The sequence below is a fragment of the Skermanella aerolata KACC 11604 genome, assembly GCF_000936425.1.
Classification (GTDB): domain Bacteria; phylum Pseudomonadota; class Alphaproteobacteria; order Azospirillales; family Azospirillaceae; genus Skermanella; species Skermanella aerolata.
In genome coordinates this window covers 51,127-70,413 of sequence record NZ_AVFK01000031.1, presented here as the reverse complement: position 1 = coordinate 70,413, position 19,287 = coordinate 51,127, and the positions used below count along the sequence as shown (strand labels likewise).

19 protein-coding genes and 1 pseudogene are annotated in these 19,287 nt (G+C 61.3%); 15 read left to right on the top strand and 5 right to left on the bottom strand.

Translation table 11 applies throughout. From position 1 onward, the window contains the following. The first annotated feature begins 148 nt into the window (after positions 1-148). The 4 genes and pseudogenes from N826_RS28250 (at position 149) to N826_RS44435 (ending at position 4,068) form a co-directional block, all read left to right on the top strand. Positions 149-1,942 (top strand): acyl-CoA dehydrogenase, encoded by a 1,794-nt coding sequence (locus tag N826_RS28250; RefSeq protein ID WP_044434338.1) that lies wholly within the window; start codon positions 149-151, stop codon positions 1,940-1,942. Positions 1,943-2,629: 687 nt separating this feature from the next. Beyond that, positions 2,630-3,214 (top strand): hypothetical protein, encoded by a 585-nt coding sequence (locus N826_RS28245; RefSeq protein WP_044434336.1) that lies wholly within the window; start codon positions 2,630-2,632, stop codon positions 3,212-3,214. Positions 3,215-3,548: 334 nt separating this feature from the next. Next, positions 3,549-3,731, top strand: a pseudogene (locus N826_RS45430) (BrnT family toxin); the annotation flags it as partial. Continuing rightward, positions 3,676-4,068 (top strand): helix-turn-helix domain-containing protein, encoded by a 393-nt coding sequence (locus N826_RS44435; protein ID WP_052832197.1) that lies wholly within the window; start codon positions 3,676-3,678, stop codon positions 4,066-4,068. The pseudogene N826_RS45430 and the gene N826_RS44435, both read left to right, overlap by 56 nt. 13 nt (positions 4,069-4,081) lie before the next feature. Here N826_RS44435 and N826_RS28235 read toward each other — a convergent pair whose 3' ends face one another. Continuing rightward, positions 4,082-5,302: an adenylate/guanylate cyclase domain-containing protein gene (locus N826_RS28235; RefSeq protein WP_044434333.1), complete on the bottom strand. Its 1,221-nt coding sequence runs from the start codon at positions 5,300-5,302 to the stop codon at positions 4,082-4,084. Positions 5,303-5,409: 107 nt separating this feature from the next. Continuing rightward, the gene (locus tag N826_RS28230) at positions 5,410-7,044 is read right to left on the bottom strand and encodes an electron transfer flavoprotein-ubiquinone oxidoreductase (RefSeq protein WP_044434330.1); all 1,635 of its coding nucleotides are present in this window, start codon (positions 7,042-7,044) and stop codon (positions 5,410-5,412) included. Positions 7,045-7,237: 193 nt separating this feature from the next. Between N826_RS28230 and N826_RS28225 the strand changes: the two genes are divergently transcribed. The 4 genes from N826_RS28225 (at position 7,238) to N826_RS28210 (ending at position 11,542) form a co-directional block, all read left to right on the top strand. After that, positions 7,238-8,074 (top strand): uracil-DNA glycosylase, encoded by an 837-nt coding sequence (locus tag N826_RS28225; protein ID WP_044434328.1) that lies wholly within the window; start codon positions 7,238-7,240, stop codon positions 8,072-8,074. Positions 8,075-8,264: 190 nt separating this feature from the next. Further along, complete coding sequence (locus N826_RS28220) at positions 8,265-10,052, top strand: lytic transglycosylase domain-containing protein (protein ID WP_169789427.1); 1,788 nt, start codon at positions 8,265-8,267, stop codon at positions 10,050-10,052. After that, the gene (moaB, locus tag N826_RS28215; RefSeq protein WP_044434326.1) at positions 10,039-10,587 is read left to right on the top strand and encodes a molybdenum cofactor biosynthesis protein B; all 549 of its coding nucleotides are present in this window, start codon (positions 10,039-10,041) and stop codon (positions 10,585-10,587) included. The genes N826_RS28220 and moaB overlap by 14 nt, the downstream gene beginning before the upstream one ends. Before the next feature lie 4 nt (positions 10,588-10,591). Then, positions 10,592-11,542 carry an aminoglycoside phosphotransferase family protein gene (locus N826_RS28210; protein ID WP_244619677.1) on the top strand — a complete coding sequence of 317 codons (951 nt, stop codon included), beginning with the start codon at positions 10,592-10,594 and terminating at the stop codon, positions 11,540-11,542. Positions 11,543-11,593: 51 nt separating this feature from the next. Here N826_RS28210 and N826_RS28205 read toward each other — a convergent pair whose 3' ends face one another. Beyond that, positions 11,594-12,049 (bottom strand): DMT family transporter, encoded by a 456-nt coding sequence (locus tag N826_RS28205; RefSeq protein WP_044434324.1) that lies wholly within the window; start codon positions 12,047-12,049, stop codon positions 11,594-11,596. 498 nt (positions 12,050-12,547) lie between these two features. Then, the gene (locus N826_RS28200; protein ID WP_044434377.1) at positions 12,548-13,636 is read right to left on the bottom strand and encodes a PA0069 family radical SAM protein; all 1,089 of its coding nucleotides are present in this window, start codon (positions 13,634-13,636) and stop codon (positions 12,548-12,550) included. A 276-nt stretch (positions 13,637-13,912) separates the two neighbouring features. On the opposite strand from N826_RS28200, the gene N826_RS28195 reads away from it, so the two are divergent. The 4 genes from N826_RS28195 (at position 13,913) to N826_RS43425 (ending at position 15,847) form a co-directional block, all read left to right on the top strand. Continuing rightward, complete coding sequence (locus N826_RS28195; RefSeq protein WP_052832191.1) at positions 13,913-14,485, top strand: Panacea domain-containing protein; 573 nt, start codon at positions 13,913-13,915, stop codon at positions 14,483-14,485. 24 nt (positions 14,486-14,509) lie between these two features. Continuing rightward, positions 14,510-14,839 carry a type II toxin-antitoxin system YafQ family toxin gene (locus N826_RS28190; protein WP_044434322.1) on the top strand — a complete coding sequence of 110 codons (330 nt, stop codon included), beginning with the start codon at positions 14,510-14,512 and terminating at the stop codon, positions 14,837-14,839. Positions 14,840-15,056: 217 nt separating this feature from the next. After that, positions 15,057-15,317, top strand: a complete 261-nt coding sequence (locus N826_RS28185; protein WP_052832189.1) for a hypothetical protein — start codon at positions 15,057-15,059, stop codon at positions 15,315-15,317. A gap of 29 nt (positions 15,318-15,346) precedes the next feature. Further along, a complete protein-coding gene (locus N826_RS43425; RefSeq protein WP_147040955.1) occupies positions 15,347-15,847 on the top strand; it encodes a hypothetical protein in 501 nt (166 codons plus the stop codon). A 417-nt stretch (positions 15,848-16,264) separates the two neighbouring features. Here the strand turns inward: N826_RS43425 and N826_RS28180 are convergent, their stop codons facing one another. Continuing rightward, positions 16,265-17,101: a transporter gene (locus N826_RS28180; RefSeq protein ID WP_044434320.1), complete on the bottom strand. Its 837-nt coding sequence runs from the start codon at positions 17,099-17,101 to the stop codon at positions 16,265-16,267. A gap of 575 nt (positions 17,102-17,676) precedes the next feature. Between N826_RS28180 and N826_RS28175 the strand changes: the two genes are divergently transcribed. The 3 genes from N826_RS28175 (at position 17,677) to N826_RS28165 (ending at position 19,266) form a co-directional block, all read left to right on the top strand. Further along, positions 17,677-18,357: a terminase small subunit gene (locus N826_RS28175; RefSeq protein WP_044434318.1), complete on the top strand. Its 681-nt coding sequence runs from the start codon at positions 17,677-17,679 to the stop codon at positions 18,355-18,357. A 123-nt stretch (positions 18,358-18,480) separates the two neighbouring features. Next, a complete protein-coding gene (locus tag N826_RS28170) occupies positions 18,481-18,891 on the top strand; it encodes a type II toxin-antitoxin system RelE/ParE family toxin (protein ID WP_044434316.1) in 411 nt (136 codons plus the stop codon). Positions 18,892-18,906: 15 nt separating this feature from the next. Further along, positions 18,907-19,266, top strand: coding sequence for a helix-turn-helix domain-containing protein (locus N826_RS28165; protein WP_044434314.1), 360 nt, complete (start codon positions 18,907-18,909; stop codon positions 19,264-19,266). Positions 19,267-19,287 lie beyond the last annotated feature (21 nt).

The following is a 19,287-nucleotide window of genomic DNA, read 5'->3' as shown; positions in this document are numbered from 1 at the left end:
TGTGCCACTTCCTCCGCTGGCCTCGATCGCTATCCTGCGGCATTCGCAAAGCTCGCAAAGCCCCTGTCCGGCGCGCTATCCTGCGTTCCGGCAAAAGCTCAAGTTGCCAAAAGTTCAAGTTCAAGGTCTCGGGAGGGCCCTGCGTACCATGATCCCTTATTCCGCCCCCATCCAGGACATGCGCTTCGTGCTCAACGAAGTCGTCGGCATGGACCGCATCGTCAGCCTGCCCGGTTATGATTCGGCGACGCCCGACATGGTCGACGCGATCCTGGAAGAAGCCAACAAGCTGGCCTCCAACGTGCTAGCCCCGATCAACTTCTCGGGCGATCAGGAAGGATCGGTGCTGGAGAACGGCGTGGTCCGCACGCCCAAGGGCTTCAAGGCGGCCTACCGGCAGTATCAGGAAGGCGGCTGGAACAGCGTGCCGTTCGATCCGGAGCACGGCGGCCAGGGATTGCCCTGGACGGTGGCGATGGCGGTGCAGGAGATGTGGCAGTCGGCCAACATGTCCTTTGCGCTCTGCCCGATGCTGAACCAGGGCGCCGTCGAGGCGCTGACGGCCCATGGCAGCGACGAGCTGAAGGAGATTTATCTGGGCAAGCTGATCTCGGGCGAGTGGACCGGGACCATGAACCTGACCGAGCCGCAGGCCGGCAGCGACCTTGCCGCCATCCGCACCAGGGCGGTGCGCGAGGACGGGCACTACCGGATCTCCGGCCAGAAGATCTACATCACCTACGGCGAGCACGACTTCACCGATAACATCATCCACATGGTGCTGGCGCGGCTGGCCGATGCGCCTCCCGGCATCAAGGGCATCTCGCTGTTCGTCGTGCCGAAGTTCCTGGTCAACCCGGACGGCTCGCTGGGCGAGCGCAACGACCTGCGCTGCGTCAGCCTGGAACACAAGCTGGGCATCCACGCCAGCCCGACCGCCGTCATGGCGTTCGGCGACAACGACGGCGCCGTGGGGTATCTGGTCGGCGAGGAGAACCGCGGCATCGAGTACATGTTCACCATGATGAACAACGCCCGGATGGGTGTCGGGCTTCAGGGCGTCGCGATCTCCGAACGGGCCTACCAGCAGGCCCGCGACTACGCCCGCAACCGCGTGCAGAGCCGCGACATGGCGGACGCCAAGGGCGAGCCGGTCGCGATCATCCGGCACCCCGACGTCCGCCGGATGCTGATGACGATGCGGTCGCAGACGGAGGCAGCCCGCGCGCTGACATATTACGCGGTGGCGGCGCTCGACATCGCCAAGAAGCACCCGGACCCTGCCGAGGCCGCCAAGGGCCAGTCGCTGGCCGACCTGCTGACCCCCGTGGTCAAGGCCTGGAGCACCGACCTTGGCGTCGAGAACGCCTCGATCGGCATCCAGATCCACGGCGGCATGGGCTTCATCGAGGAGACCGGCGCGTCCCAGCATCTCCGCGACGCCCGGATCACGCCGATCTACGAGGGCACCAACGGCATCCAGGCCAACGACCTCGTCTTCCGCAAGGTCATCCGCGACGGCGGTACCGCCGCCCGCACCCTGTTTGCCGAGATCCGCGAGACGATCGACGCCCTGAAGAACCGGCCCGGCGACGACATGGCCGCGATTGCAATCGGCCTCGGCAAGGCGGTGGACGCGCTGGAGAAGGCCACCACCTGGCTGGTCGAGAACGGCAAGCGGACGCCTGCCGCGGCGGCATCGGGCGCCGCCCATTACCTGAAGATGTTCGGCATCGTCACGGGAGGCTTCCTGATGGCGAAGGGCGCCATGGCGGCGCAGGAGGGTCAGGCCGACCCCTCGGCGGACCAGCGCTTCCTGGACGCCAAGCTGATCACCGCCCGCTTCTTCGCCGACCAGTTCCTGCCCCAAGCCATCGGCCTGCTGACCCCGATTACCGAGGGGCACAGGACGGTGACCGCGCTGTCGGACGATCAGTTCTGACGCGGGATTGACTCTCGCGGGCCGGCTGGCTGCTCCTCCCCAGGCGGCCGGCCGGCCCGCGAACCGTTTGCATCCACCCCACCTCATTCCGTGATTCAAAGTCGGTGAGACACCCCCGGCGCGATATATCTTGCCGACGCCCACCTAACACTTTTGGCAAATGCCGTCGCCTTAAGGAGGTAACATTTAGAGAAAATATCCACATCCAAGCAAAAATTACAAACTATACTTTATTAGATACTTTATTTTGCATGGCATGAACGTCTTTTCCTTAATTGACAAATTGTCGAATTCTTTGTTTGATGCAGATCAAAGTGCTATATCTTTGAGATAGTAAATTCATACTCGGGTGATCGCCTAAGAAATCACCGATAGGGCATACTGAGTTCTACCCACTTCATGCAGGGGGGACGAGTGAATGAAAACGGGCAAATCTCTCAAACCGGTTTTGGCTATAGCATTCTTCAGCGAGATCAGCGGCGCCGCTGTCGCTGCGGGCAGTGGTGGCGTACCGGAAGATCCTGGGCCGATACAAGGACGGCAGTTCGATTCTTGAAGTAATACCGAAAACAAAATCCAAGAAGTCGATGACACCATCGGCGATGGACCCTTGTGAGCAGACCGAACCGGGAAATACGTTCCAAAGCTGATGCAAGCTGTAGGTTAATCACTATTGGAGAGACACAGATGTCGAAGACTAATCCGCTTCTCGGCACGACGGGCATTCTCTGCGCCTTGCTCCTGTCAGCCTGCACTCAGCCGGCTGTGGTCAACACGGCCGAGGCCGAGAGGCCCGCTTTCGTCACCGGCGATCTCGTCACGGAACGCGCCAAGGTGCTGGCGGTCAACCGTCCGGAGCGCATGGTCGTCCTGCGCGGCGAGGATGGCGGCACGATCGGCCTCATCCTGGACGAACGGGTGAGGAACTTCGATCAAATCGAGGTCGGCGACACGGTGACAGCCCAATACCAGGAAGCGACGGCCATCTTCGTACGGCCAGCAACGGGAGCGCCCGCGGCGGAACCCACCGGCACCCTTGAGAGGGCCCCTCTCGGCGCAAGGCCGAGCGCGGTTGCCACGAGCACCAACGAGATCACCGCGACGGTCGAAAGCATCGACTATGCCAATCGCATCGTAGTGGTCAAAGGGCCTAGCGGCCGCGCACGCACGTTCAAGGTCGGTCCCGAGGTCACGAGACTGGACGCCGTACAGAAAGGCGACGAGGTGGTGGTTCGCCACACCGAGGCCGTCGCCATCGCGGTCACGGAGTGAGACCGCAGGCTACCCGGTGAAACTTCAAAAGCCGATTGACGATTATACGTGAATCACGTATCATCCGTTCGCTTGGGATCGCGTACGGCGATCCCAAGCCCGTTACCGGAAGGGGTTCATCATGGCAACTGGATCTACCTTCTTATTCGAAGATGTGTCACTGGGTTGAATTCAACAGGCTTTGCTGGATTCAGCTCGGGTAAGAAAGTCCCAACCCATGTTCGATTGGGATGATAACAAATCAAACAAAAACTTCATCGAACGTGGTTTTGACTTCGAATATGCAAGTCTAATATTCGATAACGATACGGTCTAACGTGTCGATAATCGACGAGATTATCGAGAGGAGCGCATCATCGCGCTTGGAGAGATAGACTCCATAGTATACTGCGTGGTCTACACTTGGCGCCAGGGCGTCCGCCGAATTGTTTCTGCACGGGTCGCTAACCGAAAGGAGCGAAATGTCTATAGTCACACGATCAGCTCAGGAAATCCTGGCACGGAGGGGCCGGGTTGATCTGAAGCGGGTCAAAGCGACGACTGACGAGGCTATAGAAGCGCAGATTGCGAACGATCTCGATACGGCTCCGGATCAGTCATCCAAAACGGACTTCCGGCAGGTGTATAACCCGCCGGTTCCTGATGTGAAGGCGATACGTGGGGGTTTGGGCCTGTCCCAGTCGGCATTCGCAAATCGTTTCGGCTTCAGCCTCCGAACCGTTCAGGAATGGGAACAGCAGCGTTCGGCTCCCGACGTTCCGGCGCGTATCCTTCTCAAGGTGATCGAAACGGACCCGAGCGTGGTCGAACGTGCCTTATCCCTCATGGCGGAACATCGACACTCCGCCGAGTGAGGCTTGAGCAGGATCAATCACCCGCCGCCCCCGGATCGAGCGTGAACAGGTGCTGGGGCTGCCCTACCCCTCGCAGTGCGAACCGCCCGACCGAGACGAGCCGCTGCGCGCAGGCCTCCGCCGAGGTGGCGAAGGCGGAGGACAGCAGGATTTCCTGATCCAGAGAGCGGCACATCGCGGCGATCCGGCTGACCTCGTTGACCGCCGGGCCGATGACGGTGAAGTCCAGGCGGTCCTCGCTGCCGATGTTGCCGTAGAACACCTCGCCGACGTGGAGGCCCAGGTAGAAGTTGGTCCAGGGCAGTTCTTCCGCCTGCCGGCGGGTGTTCAGCGCGCCAACCCGCCTTGTTGCCTCCTCCGCCGCGTCCAGCGCGCGGGTGCAGAGTTCGCAGTCCTCGGCGCCGCTGAAGATCGCCATGATGCCGTCGCCCATGAACTTCAGCACCTGACCGCCGTGGTCGTGGATCGACGACACGATGGCGTCGGCATAATCGTTGAGCAGCGGGATCACGTGTTCCGGCGGGACGGTGTCGGTGATCCGGGTGAATCCCTGGAGATCGCTGAACCACATCACGGCACTCATCCGCTCGGCGACGCCGCGCTCGATATAGCCGCCCAGTACCCGCCGCCCGGCGTCGCGGCCGAGATAGGTTTCGACCAGCGTCTCCGCGATCCGCCCGACCGAGACGTCGCGGATCGCCAGCGCCAGCATCGGCAGCGCCCGATCGATCATCCCGACCTGCCAGTCCGCGAAACCCTCCTCGTGGTCGGTCGCCCAGGACGTGAACAGGCAATCCATCATCCCGATCGTCAGCGCCTTGCCGAACCGGGTGTGTACCGCGAGATAATCCGTCAGCCCGTCGTCGCGGAACTCGGCCAGAACCGGGAACCGATCAGACGGACAATCGCCATCGACGATCCGGCAGCGCAGCGATTTGTCGCCTGACATGAGCAGGTAGTGGAACGGGCTGGTCAGCCACTTCTCCTGGCCTTCGCGCGCGCTGGAGCGGGCGTAGTCGATCGCCTGCGTCTCGTTCTTCGTCCGGTGCCAGTGAAAGGTGCGGGCTTCCAGAACCGGGTGCAGCGTGTCGATGATCCCGGCCATCCGGGTCAGCGGCACGCCGTTTTCCACCAGCCGGCGGCAGAAACCGTCGATCAACTCGGTTTCCGAAAACCCCGCCAAACCGGACTCAGCTACCCATTCCGTAAGTTCAAGGATCTGCCGGTCGTTCATCGCCCCACCGCTCCGCACGTACAACTCTCAACCTGACGATGAGATGTCGCTGCGGCGCGGTGCAGGCAATGAAAAAATTCCGGAACCAGACCTAGGTATCGGGAAAGTCACATGTTCGGATAGTTCGGTCCGCCGCTGCCCTCCGGCACCACCCAGTTGATGTTCTGGGTCGGGTCCTTGATGTCGCAGGTCTTGCAGTGGACGCAGTTCTGAGCGTTGATCTGGAGCCGGGGATTGGTCCCGGCATCGTCGCGCACGATCTCGTAGACGCCGGCCGGGCAATAGCGCTGCTCGGGCGCGTCGTACTCGGGCAGGTTGATCCGGATCGGGACCGAAGGGTCCTTCAACGTCAGGTGCGCCGGCTGGTTTTCCTCGTGGTTGGTGTTGGAAATGAACACCGAGGACAGCTTGTCGAAGGTCAGCACGCCGTCCGGCTTGGGATATTTGATCTTCGGAGCCTCGCTCGCCTTCTTCAGTTGAAGATGGTCGGCGTGGTTCTTGAAGGTCCACGGCGCCTTGCCCCGGAACACGAAGGTATCCAGCGCCGAATAGGCGATACCGCCCCACAGGCCCTTGTGGAAGGAGGGCCGGATGTTGCGGACGTGGTACAGCTCCTCCCACAGCCAGCTCTGCTTCAGCCGCTCGGTGTAGCCGGTGACTTCCGGTTCCGGCGTTTCCGACGCGAGGTTCTCGAACACTGCCTCGGCGCAGATCATCCCGCTCTTCATCGCGGTATGGTTGCCCTTGATCTTCGGCACGTTGAGGAAGCCGGCGGTATCGCCGATCAGGCAGCCGCCGGGGAAGGTAAGCTTCGGGATCGACTGGAAGCCGCCCTCGCTCAGCGCCCTAGCACCATAGGAGATGCGTCGCCCGCCCTCGAGGTATTTGCGGACGTCGGGATGAAGCTTGAAGCGCTGGAACTCGTCGAACGGCGACAGGTGCGGGTTGTCGTAGTCGAGCCCGATCACGAAGCCGATGGAGACCTGATTGTTCTCCATGTGGTACATCCACGACCCGCCATAGGTCTTGGCATCCATCGGCCAGCCGATGGTGTGGACAACCAGACCTTCCTTGTGCTTGGCCGGATCGATCTCCCACAGCTCCTTGATGCCGATACCGTAGGTCTGCGGATCGACGCCCTCGCGCAGGTTGAAGCGCTGCTGCAAGCCCTTGGCAAGCGAACCCCTGCAACCCTCGGCGAAAATGGTCTGCTTGGCGTGCAGTTCCATGCCCGGCGTGTAGCTGTCGGTGTGCTCGCCGTCCTTGCCGATGCCCATGTCGCCGGTGGCGACACCCTTGACCGAGCCGTCCTCGTTGTACAGCACCTCGGCGGCGGCGAACCCCGGATAGATCTCGACGCCCAGCTCTTCCGCCTGGGCCGCCAGCCAGCGGCCGAACATCCCGAGGCTGATGATGTAGTTGCCGTGATTGTTCATCTGCGGCGGGTTGGGCAGCTTGTAGGACTTCGTCTCCGTCAGGTAGATGAAGTGGTCTTCCGTCGCCGGCGTATTGAGCGGAGCGCCCTTTTCCTTCCAGTCCGGAATCAACTCGTTCAGGGCGCGCGGTTCCAGCACGGCGCCCGACAGCAGATGCGCGCCCACTTCCGAGCCCTTTTCCAGGACGCAGACGGAAACCTCGCGCTCCTGCTCACCTGCGAGCTGTTTCAGCCGGATCGCCGCACTCAGGCCTGCTGGCCCGGCGCCGACGATCACGACATCGTATTCCATTACCTCGCGTTCCATGGTTCTTCTTTCCCCACCGCATTCTATCGGGCCGCCCGGTCATGCCGTCGGATCGGCATCTCCGCAAACCGGCCCTGGCTGCTTATCTCTTGTTCAAGGCCGATGAAAGAACATAGGTTCCCTCTCAGGGTCAAACCATGAATGAGCGTGGGCCAAGTTGGAATCCGAGCGGTGAGAATTGAGCCAGATTGATATGCGAGATATTGTCGCCCTGCTGCGCTGGCACATCGATGTCGGCGCCGACGAGGCGATCTCGGACAGTCCCACCGATTGGACGAAGGTGGCGCCGCGCGTGGCGCAGCCGTCCCCAGCATCCGCCCAGCCCTCTCCCCAGGGGCGGAACGTGCCGGCCAAGGCCGGGGGCGGTGCCGCTGCCCAGCCGCGGCGTCCCGGCCCGGCCCAGCCGGCGCTTCTCGGCACCCCCGCCGCCGGAGCGACCGCCCGGACCATGGCGGCTGAAGCCCATACGCTGGAAGACCTGCGCGCCGCGATGGCGGCGTTCGACGGCTGCGCGCTGAAGGCGACCGCGACCAATCTGGTCTTCGCCGACGGCAACCCAAAGGCGCGCCTGATGCTGATCGGCGAGGCTCCGGGAGAGGACGAGGATCGCCAGGGACTGCCCTTCGTCGGCAAGAGCGGCAAGCTGCTGGACATGATGCTGAAATGCATTGGGCTGGACCGCGACTCCGTCTACATCACCAACATCCTGCCGTGGCGTCCGCCCGGCAACCGCAAGCCCAACCCAAACGAGATCCAGGCCTGCCTGCCCTTCGTGGAGCGTCATATCGAGCTGATCGCCCCGGAAGGCCTGATGCTGCTGGGCGGAACCTCCGCCAGCGCCCTGCTCGACCGGTCCGAAGGGATCATGCGGCTGCGCGGCCGCTGGCTGGAATTCTCTCCAACTCCGATGGCCGCGCCGATTCCGGTGCTGCCGACCTATCACCCGGCTTTTCTGCTGCGCCAGCCGGCGATGAAGCGTGATTCATGGCGCGATCTCGTCGCCTTCAAGAAAAAATTTCTTACCCCTTAATCGGCTGGAATCGTTGGCGGAAAGCCCCGACCGGGGCGCATACCAAGGTACAACATAGATATGGAAGCTTGTGACATCAGGCGACATCCGGTATTTGTCCCTCATGTCAGGGAAGAATGTTAACGCGAATTTAACCAAAACAAGTTCGCGGTCACACCTCCTCAGCGGTGCCTTCCTGTGCCTTACGGTCTTGATCCAGCTCCCTTTTTGGGGTGCCGGTCAGGCCATAGCGCGCGACCGGGACACCGCTTACAGAACTGAAGAGTCGTCGGCCCCCTGGTCGGTGGACAGTCCGGTTGTACCCAGCCGGCAGAGTCGCCCAGGCATCCACGAAGCTCAGCTCAACCAGCAGGAAGCTGACCGCTACCGCCGCATATTCGAGCTTCAGGACGCAGCCGACTGGCGCGCCGCCGACAAGCTGACCGCCGACGTCACCGACATGCGCCTGATGGGCCATGTCGAATATCAGCGGCTTATGCACCCCTCCCACAAGGCGACCTACAGCGAGCTTCGCGGCTGGCTGGAGCGTTATGCCGACCACGCCGGCGCCGACAAGGTCTACCAGCTTGCGCTGAAGCGCATGGCGCGCGGCGACCGCAAGCCTCCGGCGCCCTCGCGCGACGGCAACGCGGTTCCCCCCGGCCCCAACGGCGCTTTCGACTCCGCCCGAGGACTTGCGGCAGGGGCGACCGTCAGCACGCCGCGCGGACGCTCGGTCAGGACGCCGGCCGCCACGAAGGTCGAGCTTGCCTCGACGGATGACGAAAGCTCGTCGATCCTGCCGCCCTCCGCCGTGACCATCCCGACCTCCGCTGCCATAGCGGTTGCCCCGGTGCCACGCAGGGAGCCGGAACCACCCTCGGCGACGCGCAGCGGCAACTGGAACGTCGGCATCGCCGCCTGGAAGGCCGGCCAGAACGACAAGGCCGCCAAGGCGTTCCAGGCGCTGGCTCAGACCAAGTCGGCCTCCCCCTGGGATCAGGCGGCCGGCGCCTATTGGGCCGCCCGCTCGCACCAGCGCGCCCGCCGTTCCGGCGAGGCGACGAAGTGGCTGGAGCTTGCCGCCCAGCACACCCGCACCTTCTACGGTCTGATAGCCCGCCAAGCGCTTGGCAAGGGGGGAGAGAACGACCTGCGCGCCCCCGTCCTGACCCGCCACCACGTCCGCCTGCTGGCGGAAATCCCGTCCGGCCGCCGCGCCATCGCCCTGCTCCAGGCCGGCCAGCGCGACGCCGCCGAGCAGGAGCTTCGCCGGATCGACCCGCGCGGCGACGACTCGCTGGAACAGGCCGTCATCGCCATGGCCGACATGGGCAGGATGCCGGCGCTCGCCATGCGGCTGGGCAGCGTCCTGACCGCGTCCGACGGCGCTCCCTACGACTCGGCGCTGTACCCGCTGCCGCCGTGGGAGCCGAACGGCGGCTTCACGGTGGACCGGGCGCTGCTGTTCGCGCTGATGCGGCAGGAAAGCCGGTTCGACCCGACCGCCCGCAGCGGCGCCGGTGCCCGTGGCCTGATGCAGCTCATGCCGGCGACCGCGACCTATGTCGCCGACAAGCTGACAACTGATCTGGGCCGCAAGCCCGACCTGTACGAGCCGGAAACCAACGTCACGCTCGGCCAGCACTATGTCCGCTATCTGCTGGACCAGAAGGGCATTGAGAACGACCTGATCCTGACCATCGCCGCCTACAACGCCGGCCCTGGAAACCTCGAGTCCTGGCGGAAGAAGCTGTCCCGGATCAAGGACCCCGTGCTGTTCATCGAGAGCATTCCGGTCCGGGAAACCCGGCACTTCGTCGAGCAGGTGCTGACCAACTACTGGATCTACCAGCAGCGCCTGGGCCAGCCGGCTCCGTCGCTGGAGGCCATTGCAGGAGGCCGCTGGCCGGTTTATATGGCGATGGACGCCGACGTTCCCGATGGGGGACCCGGCCAAGAGTCAGATGAGCAGGTAGCCTCCAATGGCAAAGATTGACGAGTCCCGCCCCTTCCTCGCCGTCAACATCGCTGTTTTGACCGTTTCCGACACACGGGTCGAAGCGGACGACAAGTCCGGCAACACGCTGGTCGAGCGGCTGACCGCCGACGGCCACCGTCTGGCCGCCCGCGCCATCGTCAAGGACGACGTCCCGTCGATCACCGCCCAGCTCCGCGCCTGGATCGACGATCCGGCGATCGACGTGGTGATTTCCACCGGCGGGACCGGCGTCACCGGCCGCGACGTGACGCCCGAGGCCTTCCACGCCATCTACGACAAGGAAATCCCCGGCTTCGGCGAGCTGTTCCGCATGATCAGCTACGAGAAGGTCGGCACCTCGACGATCCAGAGCCGCGCCACCGGCGGCGTCACCGGCAATACCTACCTGTTCGCCCTGCCGGGATCGCCCAGCGCCTGCCGCGACGCCTGGGACGGCATCCTCAAGTTCCAGCTCGACAACAGGCATCGCCCCTGCAATCTGGTCGAACTGATGCCGCGCCTGACGGAGCACCTGAAAACAACCGGTGCCTGAAGCATTGCCTGATTCACTGCTCGCTCAAGCCTTGCAGCAGCGGCTGGACTTGTCCTCGCTGCCCGCAGCCCTGCCGCCCAAGGGAATGGCGCATGCCCATTTCCGCCTGCCCGGCGGCATGCTGGCCCGCGTCCCGCGCTGGAGCCAGATCGACCTGGACGCCGCTGCCAATCTGCGCCACCAGGCCACCGCCTTCACCCGCGCCGCCCCCTCCGGCCACACGCCGCGCCTGATCGGCACGCTGGAGCCCGGCCCGGACCTACCGATGGGCGCCTTGCTGGTCGAGGAAATCTCCGGCCGCCCTCCCCGTCTGTCGGAAGACTACCCCGCGATAGCCAAGGCGCTGGCCGCGATCCACGCGCTGCCGTCCGACCCGGCGCCTAACCCCGTCATCGCCACCGTCCAGGTGATCGAGCGCCAAGCGGCCTATTTCGACAAGGCCGGGCTACACCCCGAGACCCTGGCGCATCTGAACGCCGAGCTGGACTGGGTCCATACCCTGCCAACGTCTCCGGCCCCTCCGATCACGATGGTCGGGACCGACACGCACCCCGGCAACTTCCTGATCGACGCCGAGGGCAAGGCCTGGTTCGTGGACCTGGAGAAGGCGACCGACGGGCTGCCGGCGATCGACCTTGCCCACGCGACGCTCTACACCTCCACCACCTGGGACCCGGATGTCGCCGCCGTCCTGACCCCGGACGAGACGGCCGGTTTCTACGAGACCTGGAGCAGCGCCGCTCCCCCCGCCGTGGTCGAATCGACCCGCCCCTGGTTCACCCCGACCCGGCGGCTGACATGGCTGCGCACGCTGTCGTGGATGGCCCGCTGGAAGGTCGAGGGCTCGACGGCGCACAGCGCCGGAGTCGACCCGCGCACCATCGCCCACGTCCAGGCGCGTATCGAGGACTTCTTCGACCCGGCGACCATCGCGAAGGTGCGGGCGACGCTCTGACCCGCGGCATGATCCAGTCGGCAAAGTTAGCCGACTTCATGGGGCTTCTTCTCACGCCTTCCGGACCAGAATGACGCCCAGGACCAGAAAGGCAGCGCCTGCCAGCCGGACGAGGCTGATGGGCTGATGGGGAAGTCCGAGAATGCCGAAGTGATCGAACACGAGCGAACCGAGCATCTGGCCCACCACGATCAGCGAAAGGACCGTCGCGGCGCCCATGGTTGGCACCATGAGAACGGCGGTGCCTATGAATATCGCTCCGAATATTCCACCGGTCCATGCCAGCCAGGAAACGCCATCCGTGGGAGAAATCGATAATCTGGGGCCGGATGCGGTCAGCGCCACGACCAGCATGACCAGCATGCCAACCGCATAGCTTACGAAGGCTGCCCACCACGGTGACCCGAGTTGCGTGCGCAGATTGGCGTTCAGAACCTGCTGAAGCGCAACGCTGACGCCGGCGCCGACGACCAGCAGGTAGGAAAAGGGAAGAAATAACGGGGACACGGTCGTACTCCACGGTAAAGCATGGCCTGAGAGGTAACAGGCACGAGCGGTCCGTTTATAGAACGGATGTGACCGGACTGTCCGAGCGGTACTGGTCCGGAGTCACCCCGAAGGCCCGCCGGAAACAGCAGCCCAGGTGGCTCTGTTCGGCGAATCCCGTATCCGCCGCGACAGCCGCGATTAGGCCGACGTGTTCGGCGGCTGGTATCATATCAAGGGCGGAAGAGATTGACCTGTGAGGACGGTGTTTGTTGGGCCACGGCCCGACACTTGCCGGCCGCCGGTCAAAATCTTCAGCTCCTGGTATTATACCAACGGCATTGAAGATTGACCGGTGAGTTCCGGCAAAGATGTCGGGCTGAAGAGGCCCGACCTACAAAAAATATGCTGGCAAAAGCACGCTGACGTAGGTCGGGCCTCTTCAGCCCGACATCTAACGCTCCAGACCGGTTAATGTTTAATGCCGTTGGTATTACATTGACTGCACAAAAATGCCCCCTACAGCAGCGACAACTGATCCCCCGCCTTCGGCGGCGGGCGGAACTGTGTACAGTCCAAGTCCCAGCGCCGGCCGGTAAGGTTCAGCCGGCGGCACGCCAGCTTGAAGCGCCGCGACAGCAACTCCGCGATCGGGCCGGTCCCGGTCATCCGGGTCCCGAACTCCGACTGGTACAACCCGCCGGCCCGCGCCTGCCGGATCAGGCTCAGCACCCGGTCGGCGCGGTCGGGCACGTGCTCGCGCAGCCATTCCTCGAACAGGTCTTTGATCTCCAGCGGCAGCCGCAGCATGATATAGCTGCCCCCGACCGCCCCGGCGGCGGCGCCGGCCTCCAGAACAGCTTCAAGTTCGTGGTCGTTCAGCGCGGGGATCATCGGGCTTGCCAGCACCGAGACCGGCACCCCGGCGGCTGTCAGTTCCCGGACCGCTTCCAGCCGCCGCGCCGGAGTGCTGGCCCGAGGCTCCATCCGCCGCGCCAGCTCCCTGTCCAGCGTCGTCACGGAGATTGCGACCGCCGCCAGCCCGCGTTCCGACATCGGCCCCAGGATGTCGAGGTCGCGCGTCACCAGCGCCGATTTGGTGATGATCCCGACCGGCTGGTTGAAGTCGCGGCAGACCTCCAGCACCGAGCGAGTGATCCGCTCCGTCCGCTCGACCGGCTGGTAGGGGTCGGTATTGGCCCCGATGGCGAGCGGCTGGCAGACATAATTCTTTGCACGAAGATCCCGCTCCAGCAGCTCCGCCGCGTTCTTCTTGCGGAAGATCCGCGTCTCGAAATCCAGCCCCGGCGACAGCCCGAGATAGGCGTGGGTCGGCCGCGCGAAACAGTAGATGCAAGCGTGCTCGCAGCCCTTGTAGGGGTTGAGCGACTGGTCGAACGGTACATCCGGAGACGCATTGCGCGTGATCGCCGTCCGTGCCGAATCGTCCCCGACCACCGTGGCCGGCCCCCGCTCCTCCTCCCGCCCGTCCTCTCCCCTGGCATCCCAGCCGTCATCGACCAGCACCCGCCGCTCGCGCTCGAAGCGCGACGACTCGTTGCTGATCGCCCCCCGGCCTTTCAGGGCAGTGCGCCGGATCTCGTCCATGGCGGGGAGGATACAATGATTGATCATGAACATAAAGCGAACATCTTGACGGCGATAACGAATTCGTGACTGACTCTGATGCTGGTGACTTGGCGTGAGTCCGCGTCTCCGGCCCTTCTTCGCCATCTGTCGGCAGCGTGCTCATGTGGTTCGGTACTCCTTGAATGGTAGGCGAATCTGGCACATGTACACTCTTCCCACAGTGGTCTAATGTCCTGTGGGCCGAACCCTTGAAGCTTGCTTTCGCTTGCGCTAAAAGGGGAACGGAGGAGGAACATGAAGGCAGTGACTCGGGCTCATGATGTATCGGCATTCATCGTCGATTGGTTCGCCAAGGACGAGATGAGCGACCTTGTGACCAATCTGAAACTCCAGAAGCTTCTGTACTTTTCACAGGGCTTGTTCGGGGCTCTCTACGACCGTCGCCTGTTCGATGAAAGCATTGAGGCATGGGATATGGGACCTGTAGTCCCGGACAGTTATCATGAATTCAAGGCATGCGGCCGTCATCCCATCGAGACTGTCGAAGGAGCGATAGCCATCGCCGACAAGGAAGCTGAAATCGCTCTACGGATAACGTGCGAGAAGTTCGGAAAATACTCGGCTGGTTATTTGGTCGATCTTACTCATACGGAGCCGACGTGGATTGGCTCCTACAAGCGGGCGAGGAGCGCGGAAATCGCGTTTGAAGATATGACACAGCATTTTAAAGAATACTGGCTTCCCAAGCTTGACCTGAACGATGAGTATAAAGACAGCTTTGTCGCTCGCGTTCATGGAGCCTTCGAGTCCGCCCAAAAAGCTCCCGAGCAGTCTGCCGACGATTTGCTGGCCGAACTGAACATTTAAACCAAATCATAAAAAGCGCGAACTATGGCGGATGATCAAAAACGAGAAGCAAGCTTCAAAAAATCAATCGAATTTAAGGAAAATTATATCGAACATCTGAAGAAGAATCCTGATATTGCCAAGCGGTTTGCAGAGTTCGTCGCCGCCAAAAAGAAAAGGCCTCCAGACAGGATGCCGAGCGACCATAAGCTCAAGGGTCGCTTAAGCGAGTATTCGGAATGCCATTTGGCTGGCGACTCCTGCCTCGTTTATCGCGACAAAGATAATATCGTCCATCTACTGATAATTTGCAGTCACGATGATCTCTGTGGCCCGCGCGAAAGGTCCATGGCGAAGCGGCTTAGCATGATGTGACGAATCCACCGTTGAGTCCGCTGTGGTGAGTGGCGAAAGTTTGATCCTCGTCAATATAGGTAGTTCTTTATTGTGTCATCGCAGCGCTATGGTAAGAATTGTCGTGGGGCTCATTCGCTTGGGATATCGCTGAACATCATAGTTTATTCAATTCCGCAATGCCGATTTCATTATGTCGCCTCAAGGTTTCAAATGTAAATTCAAGGACAATCTAGATATGTCACAGCCGCTTTGTTTCGTCATTGGTCCCATCGGTGAAGAGGGGTCGGACTTCCGCCAACATGCTGATGACCTATTCGACCTCATCATCAAGCCGGTTGTCGAGTCAACGGAGTTCGGGTACCGAGCTGATCGAGCCGACAAGATACGTAAGCCAGGGCACATCACCAACCAGATTATCAAGATGATCAAAGAAGCAGATCTGGTGGTGGCTGATCTCAGCCACAGGAATCCAAATGATTCTATGAACTGGCATTAAGGCACGCGCTCGGCACGCCGATAATCCACATGATCCGAGACGCAGATACAATCCCATTCGATGTGACATCCTACCGCACGATCAAGTTCAACCTCGATCTAAGAGGGGGTGAGAAGGCTAAGGCTGAACTTGCCAATCAAGTACGAAGCACCAAGGAAGATGGTTTCGAACCCCAGAACCCCATTTTGGATGCACTCGGTGTTATTGAACTGGAGAAAAGCAGCAATCCGGTCGATAATGCTCAAGCTGTTGTCTTGCAGAGCATCACTGATCTTCGGAACCAAGTTACAGAACTTGGCGTAGTATACGCAAATTTGTATGATTATTTGGCTTCAAAAATTCAATTTACGCAGCCACAATATTTTCAAACTCCGCGCGTGCGCACAGCAGCTGAGACCAAAGAAATAAATATTGGCGAAAGTTGGAAAGATTTTCCTGATGCGGAGACAGAATATCAGTTCAATTTTGTGAATGATGCTGCAAGGAAATACGTTCAATCAAGATTATATGCACAGCTTAAAGCAATTTAAAAAAATATATTTACTATAATAGGTAAAAATAAATCATAGTTATTATATATTTCAGTTATGACAATTACTTAGATCTTGCTTGATAAGTATTACACAACATGTCCTATTGTATGTTGCAAGGCACTTAACCACAGCAGGATATATGTTTTCCGAATTATCAAACGGGCTCTAAGCATGCAGCATGCTATCTAGTCGATAGATTACTCGATCAATTCCAGAAAAATGCGTTGATCGTTATCGCTAAAGAACACCTTTTGTGATTTGCTCCCTTTATGCACGAGTTAGTGTGCAGGACCGAGAAGAGAATGGCTTGTGGCGAGCAACATCCAGGATCGCCTTCTAAAATCTCCATTGCCATAGCGTCCAGAAAGCCTGGGCGCAGCGCACGCCTGCGTCCACCCCCCTCCCTACCCCGTCTCAGAACGGCAGAATCACCCGCCCCCAACCCCGCGTGTCATTCCCGCCGTAGTTCTCCTGCGCGACCGTGCTGGTCAAATACGCCTGCACCGTCAACTGGTCGACCCCATACCCAACCAGACCGCCCATGGCGAACTGGCTCTGCTTCTTATAAGTGGCGGTCGGCTTGTTGACATCCCATGACGCGAGAGCGACGGGGCCAACCGACCACTTGCCCAGCGACTTCGTCGCGGTCAGGTCCAGGTTGACGAAGTCGGGGTTGGTCGTCTTGGACACGGAATCCGTGGCGATGCCGTAGATGCCGTTGGCGGTCAGGTTCCAGCCGTCGGCGGTGTAGCTGACGGCGGCGCGCTGGGTGATCGACGTCGTGTCGAAGCCCAGCTTGTTCCCGACCGGCAGGTAGATGCCGAGCATATAGCTGACGCCAAAGCCGCTTCCCAGGTCCCAGGCGAGTTGGGCGGCGAGGAAGGGGTTGTAGAGGCCGCTGTCGTGGTCGGCGTCCTGGACTCCGACTTCAAGTGCCGGCAAGGCGCCCAGCAGTTGCAGGCGGCCTCCGGCGATCGTCGTCGGCGTGGCCCAGGCGAGCACGGGGATGTTGACGCCCAGCGTCACGTCGTCGGCGCCGTTATCGCCCTTGCGGACACCCCAGTTGAGCGTATTGACGAAGTAGACGCCCTCGGGCAGCGGCGCTCCGGCAGCCAGACCGATGGTTTCGCCCGGCTGGGTCACCGATCCGGCAAGAGCCGGCGAGACTACGGCGCAGAATGCCGCCGCGACGGTCGTGCCCAGAAATGCGCGCATGGTTCTACGAGCCTTGACGCCAAGGTTCTTCAGCATTGTTTCCCCCTAAACTCTTAAAAGCGCCGCTTTCCCCAAGTCCTCGCGCATGGCAGCCTCGTTCCGGTCCTTCAGTCGGAAGGATCGGTGAGTAATTGCCGGCTCGGGACTCTGAAACGGCCTCAGGGGTAATACGAAATACGTCATATGTTTGGATATACTACTTTCGGGCTGGCGCAGACCGCCCGCGTCCACCGCCCGTATCATGAAAGACCCGGCATTCGTGAAGCGCGTCCCTGATGATCCTGGTGGAAAGCCGGCGTGCAACGCCGAAGCCTTTTCCATTACGGCGGCGCTGCTCGCTCTGCCAGCCGTGGGTCGGTGGAGCGGGTTTTGTTTTCTGTCGCCGTTCCAGTGAAATGACGGGGTGTCGGGCTGAAGAGGCCCGACCTACGAGCGACATTCCCAGCAGCGTCAACCGTAGGTCGGGCCTCTTCAGCCCGACACCACGTCGTTCGATCATCCACACACCATGCCGGAAAACACCGCCCATATGAATGGGCTTGCGCTTCGCCCAAAATATAGGATAAATTTCCTTATATCGTTCCTAATCCTCCTGCCGAAGAGTCCCCACCATGCCGCCAGTTCCAGCCACCGCCCTGCCCGTCATCCGCCTGACCGACCGGCAGGAGGCTTTCTGTCAGGCCATGGCCTGCGATGTGGGCGGAGCCGAAGCGGCCCGGCGCGCGGGATACTCGGCGAAGGGCGCCAAGCAGCGCGGCGCGTTGCTGATGAGCCAGCCGGAAATCCGCGTCCGGGTCCAGCAACTCCGCGCCAATCGCCGGGCCGACCATCAGACCCTGCTCGACGAAGCCACCGTTCTGGTCGGGGACATCATCACCGACGCGATGGAAAAGAAAAGCTGCGGTCTAACACTCCGCGCCATCGAGTTCCGCCTGAAGCTGGGCGGCGTCATCCAGGACCGGCGCATCGCGCACCACTACAACCTGGACCGGCGCCACCCCGACGCCGATCAGGAAGACCTCGATTGCGATCCGGAAGAGGAACTCGACCCCCTCCCCCAGCCCGCCAAGGCGATCACGCCCAAGGCTGAGGCGTTGCCGTCCCCGATAGTGACGTCGGTTGATGACCTTACTCAAGCGGCAAGGATAGTGACCCCAGTTAATGACCTGTCCCGTGTCCTCACCAAACCACCCGCCGCCAATTCCCTATTCGCCTCAACCGCCATGGCGGCGCTGACGCCGGCATTGACGCCAACGCCAGCAGCCCGCTTCCGCCTCCCCGTTGCGGCCTGACAGGGTGATCCGCCTCATCGATCCATCGGCCCCTTTCCCTTTGCTCCGGCTCCAGATGCAAGCTACCACTTTAGACGGGTGTTGATTTTATACCCTGCAGGGGATATTCTGGAGCATGAAGCGATGGACGAGGAAAAGACCCTTGTATGGATCGGGTCCTCAAAGAAGGATTTGCTGAAGATGCCGGAGGACGTTCGCCGGACAATGGGCTACGTCCTCGGCAAGGTCCAAAATGGAGAGAGCGACGAGGCTATCAAGTTCCTGACTGGACGGAAGGAATTCAAGGGCGGTAAGGTTCGCGAGATTTGTGATGACGAAGGCGGGGATACCTATCGGTCAGTCTTCACAGTTGAGCATGAGGAAGCCGTTTATATCCTTCACTGCTTTCAGAAGAAGTCGAAGCGGGGCATAGAAACACCTCAAGAAGATATCGACAGGATCATAGAGCGCCTCAAGGCGGTCGACCGGTTCCGGGCATCGGTTGATGGACTGAATCTGATCGCATGCTGCAAAGCAGATAAGACGCGTCAATAGATCAGGAGGCTGAAGATGGCCGACGATAAGCAAGTTGTTGACCAGGACGCGACAGGCGACCTGCTTGTTGAAATCGGAAGCGGCAATGTCTTCGCCGATCTCGACTTCGCCAACCCCGATGAAGAGGCGGTCAAGGCCAGGATCGTGCGCAAAATCCAGAAGGTGATAGACGAGCGCGGCCTTACGCAGAAACAGGCCGGTGATATCATCGGCCTGCCCCAGTCGAAGGTGTCCACCCTGCTGCGCGGCAAATGGGACAGCGACTATACTGTGGATCGCCTGACCCGCTACCTGAACAAGCTTGGCGTCAGCGTCACCTATTCCTTCAAGGACCAACCCGATTGGCGCGAAGGCCGCCTGGTGGTGATCGACTGACCACGCGGCCTGCCCTTCCCC